This is a genomic window from Streptomyces avidinii (genome assembly GCF_045161815.1).
GTDB lineage: Bacteria > Actinomycetota > Actinomycetes > Streptomycetales > Streptomycetaceae > Streptomyces > Streptomyces avidinii.
Window position 1 is genome coordinate 5948020 of sequence record NZ_CP108863.1, and the last position, 14642, is coordinate 5962661.

18 protein-coding genes are annotated in these 14642 nt (G+C 70.8%); 10 read left to right on the plus strand and 8 right to left on the minus strand.

Features of this window, described 5'->3' with window-relative positions; translation table 11 throughout:
• Positions 1 to 143: 143 nt before the first annotated feature.
• From OG373_RS26735 to OG373_RS26750, 4 genes are all read left to right on the plus strand, one after another.
• On the plus strand, positions 144 to 761 hold the full coding sequence (locus tag OG373_RS26735; RefSeq protein ID WP_405440803.1) for a hypothetical protein: 618 nt from the start codon (positions 144 to 146) through the stop codon (positions 759 to 761).
• A gap of 430 nt (positions 762 to 1191) precedes the next feature.
• Positions 1192 to 1671 carry an HIT family protein gene (locus OG373_RS26740; protein ID WP_405440805.1) on the plus strand — a complete coding sequence of 160 codons (480 nt, stop codon included), beginning with the start codon at positions 1192 to 1194 and terminating at the stop codon, positions 1669 to 1671.
• An 80-nt stretch (positions 1672 to 1751) separates the two neighbouring features.
• On the plus strand, positions 1752 to 2363 hold the full coding sequence (locus OG373_RS26745; protein WP_405440806.1) for a DUF4352 domain-containing protein: 612 nt from the start codon (positions 1752 to 1754) through the stop codon (positions 2361 to 2363).
• A gap of 97 nt (positions 2364 to 2460) precedes the next feature.
• Positions 2461 to 2637 carry an HGGxSTG domain-containing protein gene (locus tag OG373_RS26750; RefSeq protein WP_405440807.1) on the plus strand — a complete coding sequence of 59 codons (177 nt, stop codon included), beginning with the start codon at positions 2461 to 2463 and terminating at the stop codon, positions 2635 to 2637.
• Positions 2638 to 2679: 42 nt separating this feature from the next.
• Here OG373_RS26750 and OG373_RS26755 read toward each other — a convergent pair whose 3' ends face one another.
• Positions 2680 to 2754: a 50S ribosomal protein bL37 gene (locus OG373_RS26755; protein WP_100661309.1), complete on the minus strand. Its 75-nt coding sequence runs from the start codon at positions 2752 to 2754 to the stop codon at positions 2680 to 2682.
• Between the two features lie 122 nt (positions 2755 to 2876).
• On the opposite strand from OG373_RS26755, the gene OG373_RS26760 reads away from it, so the two are divergent.
• Both OG373_RS26760 and OG373_RS26765 read left to right on the plus strand, forming a co-directional pair.
• A complete protein-coding gene (locus OG373_RS26760) occupies positions 2877 to 3500 on the plus strand; it encodes a hypothetical protein (protein ID WP_405440808.1) in 624 nt (207 codons plus the stop codon).
• A 15-nt stretch (positions 3501 to 3515) separates the two neighbouring features.
• Entirely contained in the window at positions 3516 to 3740 is a 225-nt protein-coding gene (locus OG373_RS26765) for a DUF2277 domain-containing protein (protein WP_405440810.1), read from the plus strand.
• A gap of 22 nt (positions 3741 to 3762) precedes the next feature.
• Here OG373_RS26765 and OG373_RS26770 read toward each other — a convergent pair whose 3' ends face one another.
• The 4 genes from OG373_RS26770 to OG373_RS26785 form a co-directional block, all read right to left on the minus strand.
• Positions 3763 to 4284 (minus strand): hypothetical protein, encoded by a 522-nt coding sequence (locus OG373_RS26770; protein ID WP_397728595.1) that lies wholly within the window; start codon positions 4282 to 4284, stop codon positions 3763 to 3765.
• A 171-nt stretch (positions 4285 to 4455) separates the two neighbouring features.
• Complete coding sequence (locus tag OG373_RS26775) at positions 4456 to 5091, minus strand: DedA family protein (RefSeq protein WP_405440812.1); 636 nt, start codon at positions 5089 to 5091, stop codon at positions 4456 to 4458.
• 207 nt (positions 5092 to 5298) lie between these two features.
• On the minus strand, positions 5299 to 6957 hold the full coding sequence (locus tag OG373_RS26780) for an alkaline phosphatase D family protein (RefSeq protein WP_405440813.1): 1659 nt from the start codon (positions 6955 to 6957) through the stop codon (positions 5299 to 5301).
• Between the two features lie 95 nt (positions 6958 to 7052).
• Positions 7053 to 7697 carry an HNH endonuclease family protein gene (locus OG373_RS26785; RefSeq protein ID WP_405444211.1) on the minus strand — a complete coding sequence of 215 codons (645 nt, stop codon included), beginning with the start codon at positions 7695 to 7697 and terminating at the stop codon, positions 7053 to 7055.
• 614 nt (positions 7698 to 8311) lie between these two features.
• On the opposite strand from OG373_RS26785, the gene OG373_RS26790 reads away from it, so the two are divergent.
• On the plus strand, positions 8312 to 8893 hold the full coding sequence (locus OG373_RS26790) for a TMEM165/GDT1 family protein (RefSeq protein ID WP_052875505.1): 582 nt from the start codon (positions 8312 to 8314) through the stop codon (positions 8891 to 8893).
• A 261-nt stretch (positions 8894 to 9154) separates the two neighbouring features.
• A complete protein-coding gene (locus OG373_RS26795; protein WP_405444213.1) occupies positions 9155 to 9682 on the plus strand; it encodes a DinB family protein in 528 nt (175 codons plus the stop codon).
• 328 nt (positions 9683 to 10010) lie between these two features.
• Here OG373_RS26795 and OG373_RS26800 read toward each other — a convergent pair whose 3' ends face one another.
• Together OG373_RS26800 and OG373_RS26805 are read right to left on the minus strand one after the other, a co-directional pair.
• Entirely contained in the window at positions 10011 to 10694 is a 684-nt protein-coding gene (locus OG373_RS26800) for an HAD-IA family hydrolase (RefSeq protein WP_405440815.1), read from the minus strand.
• A gap of 134 nt (positions 10695 to 10828) precedes the next feature.
• The gene (locus OG373_RS26805; protein ID WP_384823959.1) at positions 10829 to 11002 is read right to left on the minus strand and encodes a peptidoglycan-binding protein; all 174 of its coding nucleotides are present in this window, start codon (positions 11000 to 11002) and stop codon (positions 10829 to 10831) included.
• A 40-nt stretch (positions 11003 to 11042) separates the two neighbouring features.
• On the opposite strand from OG373_RS26805, the gene OG373_RS26810 reads away from it, so the two are divergent.
• Both OG373_RS26810 and OG373_RS26815 read left to right on the plus strand, forming a co-directional pair.
• Positions 11043 to 11768, plus strand: coding sequence for a hypothetical protein (locus OG373_RS26810; RefSeq protein WP_405440817.1), 726 nt, complete (start codon positions 11043 to 11045; stop codon positions 11766 to 11768).
• Between the two features lie 134 nt (positions 11769 to 11902).
• Entirely contained in the window at positions 11903 to 13975 is a 2073-nt protein-coding gene (locus OG373_RS26815; protein ID WP_405440818.1) for a DHA2 family efflux MFS transporter permease subunit, read from the plus strand.
• Positions 13976 to 14018: 43 nt separating this feature from the next.
• Here OG373_RS26815 and OG373_RS26820 read toward each other — a convergent pair whose 3' ends face one another.
• Positions 14019 to 14573, minus strand: a complete 555-nt coding sequence (locus OG373_RS26820) for a GNAT family N-acetyltransferase (protein WP_405440819.1) — start codon at positions 14571 to 14573, stop codon at positions 14019 to 14021.
• Positions 14574 to 14642 lie beyond the last annotated feature (69 nt).

A 14642-nucleotide genomic window follows, 5' to 3' on the forward strand; every position in this document is an offset into this window, starting at 1 on the left:
CATTCGCCGACGCCTCGCGTACGGCATTCCTCTCCCCGTCCTCAATATCTTTGGCTTCATCGCAGGCGAAGAAAACGGAGAGACTAATGATTCGTAGGCCTCGATGTGCCGCCATCGGCGTCGCCGCTGCCGTCGTCTTTACCATGGGGACGACAGCTGCCGTGGCAGCGCCCGAACTCCCCGTACCGGCCCGGGCCGCCGTCCCCTTGCCGCTGGGCGACGACAGCACGATCCAGGTGTCTCTGCCGTTCACCTTCCGGATCTGCGGACAGGCCTACACCTCCGTGTGGGTGAACTCGAACGGCAACCTCACCTTCGGATCGGGTGATACAAACTTCGTCGAATCGACCCCCCAATTCCTGAACGGGCCGCCCCGGATCGCAGGACTCTGGGACGACCTCAACCCCGGAGCCGGGGGTACCGTCTCCTATACCTCCACCCAGAACGAGTTCACCGTGGCCTTCGAGAACGTGCCCGAGTTCTTCAATTCGGGCTCCAACACGTTCTCGATGACGCTGCGCAGGTCCTCCAACCAGATCGATCTCAAGTACGGCGGACTCACCGCGCAGGACGGCATCGCCGGAGTCAGTTGCGGCGGCGCGATCACGACGGGCACGGAAACCGAGCGCAACCTGAGGACCGAGCCCGACCAGGTCACCCACAACATGCGCGGGCTCACCGCGTTCTTCGAGCAGTTCACGGGCCCGGCCTCCGACTCGGTCGATCTCGCCAACTACCGGGTTCGCTTCACGAACCAGTGACGTGAACGCGAAAGTGCCTTCCGGTCGACGGAAGGCACTTTCCGGGTGACAAGCGTTGTCCGGAATGGCCGAAGCCGTCCGCTGGACCTCGTTCGCCCGCTTGAGCCGGACACCGGTGAGGATCGGCTGCCGGGCGAGATTGCAAAGCAGATGGGTTCGGAATCGTCCGCGCCCACCAGCGAAAAGGCCCCCGGCCGATCAGGGCGGGGGCCTTTTCGCGTCCGATTCCGGCACAGAGCTTGCCGTCGAAGGCTGAAGCGGAAGCCCGGGTGCAGCGAGCCCGTGCGGGCAGTGGCGGGGACGCCGAGGTCTCCGCCTGTGTGGCCGTGGGTGTCTTTGAGAGGCGTGAAGTCGCCTTCCGGACTGAGGAGATGACGGTCATCGACGCGCCCCGGAGTGCTGCCTGATCGCAGTTGGGTAGGTTCTGGCCATGATTAATGACTGGCGCAAGGACCGGATCGGAACGGCGCTGCGGGGTGAAAACCCTTCGGTGCTGCGGCGCTTGGACGCCGGTTTCGCTGTGATCGGCGACGTGCAGTTCCTGCCGGGCTACTCGGTGCTCCTCACCGACGATCCGGCGGTGGAGAGGCTGTCGGACCTGACCAGGGACAGGCGGCTGGCGTTCCTGTCCGACATGGACCGGCTGGGGGAGGCGGTCGAGCGGGCCTGCCGCCGGATGGACGGAGCCTTCCGCCGCGTCAATCTGGAGATCCTGGGCAACACCGACGGCTTCCTGCATGCGCACGTGTGGCCGCGATTCGAGTGGGAGCCGTCCGACCTGGTGCGTAGGCCGGTGTGGCTCTATCCCCGCGCCAGATGGAGCGACGAGCAGTACGCGCTCGGCCCACAGCACGACCGGATGCGAGAAGCAATCGGCAGCGAGCTGGACCGGTTGCGCTCGGACTCGTGACGGGCGAGCTGCTCCCGGAGTGCCGGGAAGTGCCTGCGGCGGGACAATCGGGATCCGCGAGGCCTAGCCCGGAGGATGCCATGAGCCCTCAGCCGTCGCCGCAGTGGGGGCCTGCCCCGGAGCGTCCGCCGGATCGGCGCGGGTGGTTCGCCCGGCACCGGCTGTTGACGGTGTTGTTGGCCGTCACCGCCGGGCTTGTGGTCCTGGGGGTCGCCGGATCGTTCGCAGGTAAGGAGTCGGCCGCACCGCCGACTGCAACCAAGGCCAAGGCCGTCACGGATTCCGGGCGTCTGCCCGGGGTGGGGGAGCCGGTTCGGGACGGGAAGTTCGAGTTCACCGTCACCAGGCTGCAGCCCGGGGTGGGAAATGTGGGGGGTGCGTACGGTCAGGATGCGCAAGGGCAGTTCTTGCTCGTCCACGTGACCGTGAAGAACATCGGGGACCGGGCCCAGACCTTCGACGGCGCCGACCAGAAGCTCATCGACCGCAACGGCAGCAAGTACAGCGCGGACACCGCCGCGGCGCTCCATCTCGACGGCAGCGAGTCCTTCCTCCAGCAGATCAACCCGGGCGTCGTCGTCGACGGCATTGTCGTCTTCGACGTTCCGAAGGGTGCGGACCCCGTCCGTATGGAGCTGCACGACTCGCTCTTCAGCGGCGGTACCACCGTCGATCTGACCCGTCGGCCTTGACCCGTGTGTGTGCCCGTCGTGCTTTCGTCCGCGTGTGGTGCGCCTCCCACGGGGCTGCGGCGAGCGGGACCATGCCGGGGTGGGGAGGGAGGGCGATGTGACTCGGCCCAGATGTGGGGCGCAGACGGCCGCGGGGCGGCCGTGTACCAAGCCCGCGATGGTGAACAGCTCTCGGTGCCAGTTGCACCAGGGCGGCTGGTCCGCCTACGGAGTGGCGCAGCGGAAGAAGAAGGAAGCCGAAGCGGAGATGCGGAAGCTTCGGAAGAGGAAGTGACCGCGAAGACCCCCGGCCGGTGCGGTCGGGGGTCTTTCGGGTTCAGGCGTTGGGGCGCTTGCCGTGGTTGGCCTTCTTCTTCTTGCGGGCCCGACGCTTGTTGCCTCGCTTGGCCATGCTGGTCTCCCTCGTCGGCGACAGTTCATGCCTCGGTCAGTCTAGGTTCGGTGTGATTCATCCGCATTTGGGGCGACGGATGCTCCCTTGGCCGGCGGTTCCGGGCGTGGGATCGTCGGGGGATGGGCGAGCTCGCGTGGGGTGGGTCGGTCGTGGCCGTTGTCGCCGTGGCGCTGGCGCTGATGGAGCGGTCTCTCGGGGTGGGGTTCGAGCGGAAGCGGGACGAGGAACGGGCGCGGCTGCTCGCGAGTCTCGCCGAGGACGAGGAGCCCGCTGCCGGGCCCGCGGGGCGGAAGTTCCAGGACGTCGGCGGGATCCGGGAAACCGTGGAGCGGCGGGACGAATTCACGCCGATCCTCGTGGAGTACTACGCCTACGGACTGACCCAGGCGCGCAGCAGCTTCGCCACCAGCCAGCGGTTCGCCGGGGCCGGGGCGGCGATCCTGCTCCTGGGGATCGGGCTGGCCGTCTGGAAGGCCGAGGCCGGCGGGGAGCTCTACCTGGGGATCGTCACGAGCTCGGCGGGACTGGTCACCGCCCTGATCGGGCAGCTCTTCCACCGGCGGGCCGACATCGCGCTCAAGCACATGGCCGACCAGACCGCCTCGCTGCGCGACGACCGGCGCGCCGCCGAGACGACCCAGCAGGCCATCGAGCTGCTGGACACGGTCGAGGACCCGGTGCTCCGGGCCCGCCTCCAAGCCGGTTTGATCATGAAACTTTCCGGGGCCGAGCTGCCCCGGTAGCGGGATAGTAGGGGTATGTGCCGTTCCATTAAGACTCTGCGCCCGCCCGCCATCCCCGAGAGGGCGACCGAGGAGGAGATCCGCGCCGCCGCCCTGCAGTACGTACGGAAGGTGTCCGGGTTCCGGGCGCCCGCCGCGCACAACCGCGAGGTGTTCGAGGCGGCGGTGGACGCCGTCGCCGAGGCCACCGCGGCGCTGCTCGACGGGGTGCACGTACGGGGGCAGGCCGCCCCGGTGTGACCCGGCCCGACCCGGTCAGGGCCTACGAGGCCGCCGCGCGGCGGCGCATCACCCACACTCCGGCGCCCAGCGCGCCCGCGGTGAGGGCACTGCCGACGGCGATCTGCCCGGGGCTCATCGAACCGATGCTGCCGCCCGTACCACCACGCGCCGCACCCGTGGTGACCTGCAGCGACAGGGTGACGCGCTCGCCGCCGGGGCCACCGCACTCGAAGATGACGCGGTGCGCGCCCGAATTGGCGTTGTTGAAGACGGTGGCGCTGCCGATGAGGCTGGCGGCCGTCTGGTTGCCCGGGGTCAGCCGGACCTCGCCGAAGGCGGTCGACGTGACCCTGGCGACCTGGGTTCCGCAGCCCGCGACACTGAGCGCGACCCGGCCGCCCGGGGCGACAGCGGTGGGGGAGACGGTGGCGGAGGGGAAGGCGTACGCGAGTGTGGCGGGCGCGGCGGCAGCGGCGATGAGGGTCGCGGCCGCGACGGTCATCAGGCGGCGGGCTGCCGGCGGCGGTCCGGCGGGCGCTTCTGCGGGCGGTTTGGCGGGCATGGAGAGGACTCCTCGGCTCGTCGAAACGGCGCGGCCGGGCACGGATGTGACCGGGATTCGGTTGCGCACCGTTCTGTCGACGCTAGGAGCCCGGCCCGGGGGCGGCGATCGGGGCCGGGTGAACGGGTGAGCCACTGCTCCGCCCGGGGGAGCCGAGCCGTGGGGGACGGCCTAACCCGCCGTCGCCGCGGCCGGCGGCGGGCGGCGCACGAGGAAGGCCGCGAGGGCGCCCGCGGCGAACAGGGCGACCACCGAGAGGGCGGTGCCCAGCCACTGGGTACCGAGCCATTGGGTGCCGAAGTAACCGAGGGCCACGCTGTAGCCGGCCCAGGCCATGCCCGCCAGGACCGACCAGGGCAGGAATTCCGCGACCTTGCGCTGGGTCTTGCCCGCGCCCAGGGACACCACCGAGCGTCCGGCCGGGGCGAAGCGGGCGATCACCACGAGGGCGCCGCCACCGCGGGCCAGAGCCGTACCGAGCCGCTCGTGGGCCCGGGTCAGCCGGCGGGAGCGGGCGATGGCCCGGTCCAGCCGGGCTCCGCCGCGCCGGCCCAGCCGGAACGCCGCCATGTCACCCAGCACCGAGGCGCTCGTCGCGATCACGAGCAGCAGCAGGATGTCCGGGACCTGCTCGGGCACCGGCACCGGTACGGGTCCCGCCGCCCCGGCGGCCGCAGCCGCCGCCGCAGCGGTGATCACCAGAACCCCGCTCGGGAGCACCGGGAGGAAGACGTCGAGCACGATGGACACCGCCACGAGGGCGTAGATCCATGGGCTCGCGGTCAGCGACCCCAGCGTCTCAAACAAAGCGGGACTCCCCAGTCCGGTTGACGTACTGCGGCATGAAGCGCCGCGACGTCGCGGGGAGCGGCAGGAGCGGCTGACAGCCATACAGCGTACGCCCGGCGTTCGCATCCCGGATGCCCGGGGCGCCACCCGCCCCGCCGCCGCGCCAAGTCACCGCTGCGCCAAGTCCACCGCACCGTCCCGCACCGCCGGAGCCCACAGCAACCCCTACTCCGCCGCGGTGAGGTCCCGGTCCAGCACCGTCACCAGGACGGCCCCCTCACGCTTCTTGCGCGCCTGGTCCAGCCGCAGCCGAGCCGTCCGCCCCGACAGAGCCAGCGTCATCAGCTGATTGCCGAACCAGGGCCCGCCCGTACGCCGCCAGTTCACCGGCGGCCGCCCCGTCCGCCCGTGCAGGGAGAAACCACGCCCCAGCCACCGCCCGGTCCGGGACCAGCCCAGCCGAAAACCCCACTTCACCGCGGTATGGATGGAATTGTGAACCGGCGAGCACGTCAGCTGGAACACTCGCGCCGTGGTCGGTATTCGAGGCTCGGCCACATACGCGTGATGCACGTCCCCGGACAGCACGCACACCGTCGCCGGCGCCCGCGGCCCCGTGCCCACCTCCTCGATCAGATCGGTCAGCGCCGTGAACGAGGCAGGGAACGCCGCCCAGTGCTCCAGATCGCTGCGCCGGCGCAGATCCTCCCCGATCCGCGCCCACCGCGGCCCCCGCTCCCCGCGGCACAGCGCCGCATTCCACGTCTCGGCATCGTGGATCAGCGGCGGCATCAGCCACGGCAGCGAGGACCCGATCAGCAGATGGTCGTAACCGCCGTGCCCGGCCAGGGCGTTCTCCCGCAGCCACTGCTGCTCCGCCGGATCGAGCATCGCCCGCCCGTCCTCCGCCAGCACCCGCGCGGCCCGGGTGTCGACCATCAGCAGCCGGGTCCGGCCGAAGTCGCGCCGGTAGCTCCAGCGCACCGTGCCCGGATCGGCGTCCGCCGCGGACGCGAAGGCCCGTAGCACCTCCGTACCGTCGGGGGTCTCGCGTATCGCCTCGTACAGCCCGTCGGCGGCCAGCTCGGCGGGGGAGAGATTACCCAGGTGCTGGTACACCCAGTACGACATCAGCCCGCTGAGGACCCGCTCCCGCCACCACGGCGTCGCACGCATCTCCGCCAGCCACGCCGCGCTCGTGTTCCAGTCGTCGATGACGTCGTGGTCGTCGAATATGTGCAGGCTGGGCACGGTCGACAGCAGCCAGCGGATCTCCGGGTCGAGCCAGGACTCGTAGTAGAGCCGGGTGTACTCCTCGTAGTCCGCGACCTGGGCGCCCGGCGGCTCCCGAAGGTCCCGCCGGGCCGCGAGCCACGCCCGGGTCTCCCGCGACAGCGCGTCGGCGTACACCTGGTCGCCGAGCAGCAGCAGGACGTCCGGGCGCACCGCCTCCGGGTCTGCGGCCAGCCGCGCCGCGAGGGTGTCGAGCGCGTCCGCGCCGTGCGGCCCGTGCCGGCCGGCGGGCGGCGCCGCCTGCCGGCACGAGCCGAAGGTGACGCGCAGCCCCGGGCCCGGACGGCCGGGGCCGGTCACCGCCGGGGTGGTGATCGTGCTCGGCGGGAAGCCGCTGTCGGGCAGGGGCCACACCGGCCGGTCGTCGAGCAGCACCTCGTACGCCGTGGTCGCGCCGGGGGTCAGGCCGGTCACCGGCACCAGCGCATAGTGGTGACCGGCTATCTGAAAGGTGCGCGCACGGCCGCCCGCCCCGTCGGCGCACCGCACCTCGGCCGTGCACGGGCGGTCGGCCTCGACCCATATCGTGGCCGCCCCGCCCGTGTCCCAGTCGACGTGACGCAGCAGTGGCCCCAGACGCAGTCCGGCCATGCAACTCCCCCTCCTCCGTAAGCCCCTTCGATCACGGTACGACGGGTGGGGGGAGCCACGCCTCCCCCTGACGGGGGAAAGATCGGCCGGCTTGGTCAGCAGCCGTTCAGGATGTTGACCAGGGCCGTCTTCTCGCCGGAGTCCATGCTCAGACCGTAGTACTGCTTCACGTTGACCCACATCCGTGCGTACGTACAACGGTAGGCCGTCCGAGAGGGCAGCCACTTGCCGGGGTCGAGGTCGCCCTTGGCCTGGTTGACGTTGTCGGTGACCGCGATGAGCTGCGGTCGGGTGAGGTCGTTGGCGAACTGCTGGCGCTTGCTCGTGGTCCAGGAATTGGCGCCGGAGCGCCAGGCCTCGGCGAGCGGGACGACGTGGTCGATGTCGAGGTCGGAGGCCGCGGTCCAGGTGGCTCCGTCGTACTCGGAGTACCAGCTTCCGCTGACGGCGGCGCATGCGGAGTCCTGGACGACGTTGACGCCGTCGCGCTTGAGGACGGTCTCGCGGGTGTTGCAGGTGCCGGAGACGGTGCTCCAGTGCGGGAAGAGGTCGCGGCTGTAGCCGCTGGTGGATCCCTCGGTCCTGGGGGTGACCGTCGCCAGGTAGGAACGGGCGGCCGAGGCACTGATGGGGGTGGGCGGGGCGGCCTGGGCGGCGGGGGCGTTCAGGAGCGAGGTGAGCGCGGCGAGTGCGGCGGCTGACGCGAGCACGCCAATTCGACGCGCGTAGATGCTGGGTATGAGTGCCATGAGGGGCTCCCTGGGTGCGGGGGGTGTGGCCGTGCGACCCCGGTGGGGCGTGGCCATGGTGGTGGCGCCGGGTGTCGCTGGGGTGGGCGCCAGATGACAGCCTGGCGACATGAGCACGTCACATCAAGTCACCCAACGCTCCTGATTTAAAAGGAGGTTGGGATTCCGGTGAGGGTGGGTGCGGCGAGGTCGACCGGCCGGGCCCAGGTCGCAGGCGCGGTGGGGCGGGAGCGGGGCGAAGCCCGGGCGGTTGCGGCGCGGGGGGCGTGGGTGGGCGGGATCGGGCGGGAGCGGGCCGGAGCGGGACCAAAGTCCTATTCCGGCCGTCGTGGGCGTCGCGTACTCTGTTCTGAGCAGAAGGGGAGTAGCTCTTCGCCGGACCGTCGACATACTGCTGGGTCACACCAGCCGGCGCCCGGAGGCAGGACGCGTACAGCGGCCGGCCAGCGAGACCTTCGGCCGCAGTGTCCTGTTCAGGTGCAGGCGCGTTTCGTACGCGCATGCGCAAGCCAGGGCGCCGCCGAGCCGAAGCGACCCCCGCAACAAGCACCCCAGGTCTCTCGGTCCCGATGGCGTCCTGCCCGACCGATTGAGGTTTCACCCCCGTGTTCAGCTTCAGCATCACGGCGATCGCCTTCGGCGTCGTCTTCCTTGCCGAACTCCCCGACAAGACGGCCCTCGCCGGCCTGATGCTCGGCACGCGCTACCGCGCCTCCTACGTCTTCGCAGGCGTCGCCGCCGCCTTTGCCGTACACGTCGCGCTCGCCATCGCCGCAGGCAGCGTCCTCACGCTGCTCCCGCACCGGCTCGTCCAGGCCGTCGTCGGAGTCCTGTTCCTCCTGGGCGCGGCCATGCTGCTCCTGAAGAAGGACGACGGGGACGAGGAGATCAAGCAGCCCGCCGACCAGTCCTTCTGGAAGGTGTCCGGTGCAGGCTTCATGCTGATCCTGGTGGCGGAGTTCGGTGACCTGACCCAGATCATGACCGCCAACCTCGCCGCTCGCTACGACGACCCCGTCTCGGTCGGAATCGGCGCCGTACTCGCCCTGTGGGCGGTCGCCGGCATCGGCATCCTGGGCGGGCGCACGCTGATGAAGTACGTGCCGCTGCGGCTCATCACCAAGATCGCGGCTGCCGTGATGGCGGCACTGGCCGCGTTCTCGCTGTACGAGGCCATCGCGGGCTGAGCCGGCGGGTCCGGTGGGTATGGGCCGGGATGGTGGGCCGGGGCGGTGGGCTGCGGAGGGCGGGCTGCGGTGGTGGCGGATATTTCCTTGCGGGCGGGGAGCGCGCGGGTCACGCTCGTGCGCGTGACCGATACCACCGCCTCCACCGGGCCCTCCGCCGGCCTCTCCACCCAGTCTGCGTCTGTATCTGTATCTGTATCTGTGCCTGTGTCTGCGGCTGTGCCCGTGTCCGCCGAGGACCGGCAGTTCGGCTGGTCCAACATGTTCGTCCACCCCGACGAGGACTCCCGGACCGACGGCGGATTCCAGGGCGAGCGCGCCGTGCTCGCCGGCTACCTGCGCGACCAGCGCCTGACGCTGGAGCTCAAGTGTGCGGGCCTCGACGCGGAGGCCCTGGCGCGACGCTCGGTGGAACCGTCCAACCTGTCCCTACTGGGTCTCGTACGCCACCTCGCGGGCGTCGAGCAGTACTGGTTCCGGCAGGTCATGGCGGGCCAGGCGGTACGTCGGCACTACCGCTCGGCGGAGGACCGCGCGGGGGAGTTCACCGGCGCGGTGGCCGACCCGGCGGTGGTCGCGGACGCGTGGGCCACCTGGCGGGCCGAAGTCGCCTTCGCGGAACAGCTCGTTGCGGAGGCCCCCAGCCTGGACGTCACGGGTGAGACCGAACACGACGACGAGCGGATGGAACTCCGCGAGGTCCTGGTCCACATGATCGAGGAGTACGCCCGCCACAACGGCCACGCGGACTTCCTGCGGGAACGCATCGACGGGCGGGTGGGGCAGTAGGGGGTGGGGCGGGCTGGGCGGGGTCGGGATGCTGGGCGGGGCTTCGGTGGGCGGGGTCCACTCGGGCGGTAGTCAGGGATGTGTATGGGGGTTTCCCGTCAGTCTTCGACTTTCCGGGGCGGGACGGTCGGTCAAGGGTGGCCGAAGGCCATCGCGCAGCGACGCGACGACGAAGGAGGAGCGCCCTTGAGGGACCGGCACGAACCGGAGAGACGATGAGACTGACGGGAAACCCCCATACGCCACTCTGACCACCGCCCCCGTGAACCCCGCCCACCCGAAGCTCCCGCCCCGGGTGCTGGTCCCGCCCGACTTGACCCCGTAGCCGCTACTGCGCCGGCTGCACCGTGATGGTGATCGAGCCGTCCGGGGTGGTCGTGACCTGGAGTGATGTCAGGTCCGGGACGTGGGCCGTCGGGGCGTGGGCGGCCGCGCGGGGGCCCACGCCGATCACGCGCATGCCCGCCGCCCGGCCCGCTGTGATGCCCGCGGCCGAGTCCTCGAAGACGATGCAGTCGGCCGGGTCCACCCCCAGTGCGGCGGCGCCCATGAGGAAGCCCTCGGGGTCGGGCTTGCTGGCCCGGACGGATTCGGCCGTGACCCTGACGTCGGGCATCGGCAGGGAGGCGGCCGCCATCCGGGCCGTGGCCAGGGCGGCGTCGGCCGAGGTGACCAGGGCGTGCGGCAGGCCGTCTATCGAGGCCATGAACTCGGGGGCGCCCGCGACCGGGATCACGCCGTCGGTGTCGGCCGTCTCGCGGGCCAGCATCACCGCGTTCTCGGCGTGGTTGACCTCCATGGGGCGGTCCGGCAGAAGGACGGCCATGGTGGCGTAGCCCTGGCGGCCGTGGACCACCTTCATGGCTTCCTGGGGGTCCAGCCCGTGGGACAGCGCCCAGTCGCGCCAGCAGCGTTCGACCACCGCGTCGGAGTTGACGATCGTGCCGTCCATGTCCAGGAGCAGGGCCTTGGCGGTGAGGGCAACGGGTGCGGTGGTGGTGCTGGCCGGCATGGGCGGGGCTCCAGACGGGGCGGGAAAGAGAACAAGTGGTTCCGTCCACCGGTCAGGGAGAGAGGACGGAACCACTTTGTTCCCTCACGATACAAAACAAAGGGCGGTCTGCGCCAACCGTGGGCATGTGACCCTCATCCCTCCAGAGCCTTGCGCGTCACCGGGCCGTAGAAGCCCCACTCCTGATCGTCGATGCCCTTGTCGTACTGGAACTCCGACAGGGCGTCCTCCACCCGCCAGTCGAACCGCCCGTTGATCTTGCCGCGGTACAGGCCCCGCGCGGCCAGCAGCCGCTGGAGCTTCTCCACCTCCGGACCCGTGTCCCCGAACCGCAGGATCGCTGCCTGCGTGGGCGGCGAACTGGAAGCGCGGCTCGCACTCGGGGTCGGGCTGGGGGACGGCGGCGCCGACGAGCGGGATGCGCTGGGTGACGGGGACGGCGACGCCGACTTCGAGGCGCTCGGCGACGGGGAGGCCGAAGGGGACGCGCTCGTACTGCTCGGGGACGGGCTCGCGGAGGGCGCGGCCGGGGCGGCGCTCGCCGACGGCGTCGACGCCTTCGCCTCCACCATCGCGGCGTCGCTCCCGTCGGAGCTCGGCAGCGCCCACATCGCCGCCGCCGTCCCGCTGAGGGCGACCACCGCCGCGGCGCCGAGGAGCAGCGCGAGGGGCTTGCGGGCGGCCGGGCCGGTTCGCTTCTCCGGGCCCCCGCCCCCACCCCCTCCGCTCCCTCCGGTCGTGCGGCCCGCTTGCGGGATCGTGCGGAGCCGGACCGTCTCCGCCGGGTGCGGCGCGTGCGCGGGCACGGCGGGCACGGCCGGCCATGGTCCGTCCACCGGCGGTACGGGTATCCCGTACGCCGGGGTGTCGTCCTGCTCGTGCTCCGGCGCCGGTATCGGCGCCGGGCGCGGCTCCGGAGCCACCGCGCCGGACACCGGCTGCGGGGACACCGGGGTGTCCGGCTCGCCGGGATCGGGCAACGTCACGTACGGGCGGATGCGCAGGGGGTTGAAACCCACCCCGGGCACACACCCGCAGCCGGCGCCGGGGGCGCCGCATTCTGGACAGTGCTGACGGCTCACTGGACTCCCTCCCTGGCTATTGCCTGCGATTATGCAGACCCGCAGGGGCCCTCCCAACCGTCCGAGAGGCCATAACCGGACACACCGCTCAGGATGGAGATGTTGATCCGGCCTGAGGAGGTATCGATGGCTCAGGATGTGACCGCGCACGGCACGGATCCCGCTCCCGACCCGGAGAAGAAGACCGGCCCCGCCACCGAGCACACTTCCCGCGAGGTGCTCGTCTCCATCGGGGCGCTGCTGCTGGGCCTGCTGATCGCCGCACTCGACCAGACCATCGTCTCCACCGCCCTGCCGACCATCGTCAGCGACCTCGGTGGCATGGCACACCTGTCGTGGGTCGTCACCGCCTACATGCTCGCCGCCACCGCAGCCACCCCGCTGTGGGGCAAGCTCGGCGATCAGTACGGGCGCAAGAGGCTCTTCCAGTACGCGATCGTCCTCTTCCTCCTCGGGTCGGCACTGTGCGGGCTCGCCCAGGACATGCCCCAGCTCATCGGCTTCCGTGCGCTCCAGGGCCTGGGCGGCGGCGGTCTGATCGTGCTGTCGATGGCGATCGTCGGCGACATCGTCCCGCCCCGCGAACGAGGCAAGTACCAGGGCCTCTTCGGTGGCGTCTTCGGCGCGACCAGCGTGCTGGGCCCGCTGCTCGGCGGACTCTTCGTGGACAACCTGTCCTGGCGCTGGGTCTTCTACATCAACCTCCCCATCGGTCTCGTCGCGCTCGTCGTCATCGCCGCCGTCCTGCACATCCCGAAGCGCTCCTCGAAGCACACCATCGACTACCTCGGCACCTTCCTCATCGCCTGCGTCGCCACCTGCCTCGTGCTCGTCGCCTCCCTCGGTGGAACCTGGGGCTGGGGCTCGGCCCGGATCGTCGGCGTCGCCGTCCTCGGCGCCGTACTGCTCGCCGTCTTCCTCCTGGTGGAACGCAAGGCCACCGAACCCGTCCTGCCGCTGGGTCTGTTCCGCATCCGCACCTTCACCCTCTGCTCAGTGATCAGCTTCATCGTCGGCTTCGCGATGTTCGGTGCGATGGTCTACCTGCCGACCTTCCTGCAGATCGTCCAGGGCGTCTCACCGACCATGTCGGGCGTCCACATGCTGCCGATGGTGATCGGCATGCTGATCTCCTCCACCGCCTCCGGCCAGATCGTCAGCCGCACCGGGCGCTGGAAGGTCTTCCCGATCGCGGGCACGGGCGTGACCGCGATCGGTCTGCTCCTCCTGCACCAGTTGCACCGCACCAGCTCCACCTGGGAGATGAGCGTCTACTTCTTCGTCTTCGGCGCCGGACTCGGCCTGGTCATGCAGGTACTCGTCCTGGTGGTGCAGAACGCGGTCAGCTATGCCGACCTCGGAGTCGCCACCTCCGGTGCCACCTTCTTCCGTTCCATCGGGGCCTCCTTCGGCGTCGCGATCTTCGGCACGGTCTTCACCAACCAGCTGGACGACAAGCTCGCCACCGCGCTGGCCGGTGTCACCTTGCCGGCCGGTGCGAGCATCGCCCAGCTGGAAGCCGATCCGCGGGCCATCAGCGCGCTTCCCGACGGGCTCCAGCCGCAAGTGCTCGACGCCTACGCCACCGCCATCACCGACGTGTTCCTCTACGCCGTGCCGATCGTGCTGGTCGCTTTCGTGATCGCCTGGTTCCTGAAGGAGGACAAGCTCCGCGCCTCGGTCACCGCACCCGATGTGACGGAGACCCTGGCCTCCAACCCGGTCCAACGCTCCTCACGCGACGAGGTGGCCCGTGCGCTGTCGGTCCTCGGCACCCGGGAGGGCCGCCGGCACGTCTACGAGAAGATCACCGAGAAGGCCGGCTACGACCTGCTGCCCGCCGCCAGCTGGATGCTGCTGCGGATCAAGAAGTACGGCTCCACGGAGCCCTCGATGCTCGCCGAGCGCGCCAACGTGCCGTTGAAGGTCATCACGGATGCCGCTCGTCAGGTCGAGGAGCGCGGGCTCGCCGCCCGGGAAGGGCTGGCGCTGGTCCTGACCGAACAGGGGCAGGTGGCCGCCGCCCGGCTCGCCGAGGCCCGGCAGGCCTCCCTCGCCGAGCTGCTCGGCGACTGGTGGGGCCCGGACCGTCCGACCGACCTGGTGAAGCTGGTGCAGGAGATCAACACGGAACTGTGCGGGTCCGACGCAGAGGAGCCCTACGATGCCGCGCCGCGCCGGGACCACGCCGCGCCCTAGCGCTCCGTAGCGGCCGGCTCTCCGCCGCGTGGGCTCAGGGCGCTCAGGGCAGGGGCTTCTCGAACCAGTGCTCGGCGTACTGGCCGTCGTTGTAGGCCGGTATTTCCGCGTACCCGTGCCGCGCGTACAACGCGCGGGCTTCCACGAGATCCGACCGGGTGTCCAGCCGGACCCGCCCGGCGCCCAGCGCGCGGGCCTCCGCCTCCAGGACCTCCAGCAGAGCCGCCCCGCCGCCCGTGCCGCGGGCGCGCCGGTCGACGTACACCCTCGTGAGCTCGGCGGTGACGGGGTCGAGCAGCCGGACGCCGCCGCACGCCAGGGGCTCGCTGCCCAGCCTGCCGACGACGAACTGCCCTGTCGGCGGGACCAGCCCGTCGTCCGGGAAGTCCAGCAGGCCCTGGTCGATCTCGGCCTCGGTGACCTGGCGTTTCCAGTACCGGCCGGCGACCTCGGCGTAGTACGCACGGCGCAGGGCGGTGGCGTCCCGGGTGGTGAACGCCTCGGGGGTCACGGTCCACGACGGGACGGATGCGTTGGGAGGGGTGGTGGGTCGAGCGGTGGGAGGGGTGAGGGTGCGGTGTTCGCTGTGAGTGGTCATGGCGTCATTGTGGAGTTCGCGGGAGAGCTCCCGCGTGGAATATCCACAGGGCCGGGCCGATGATAGGAA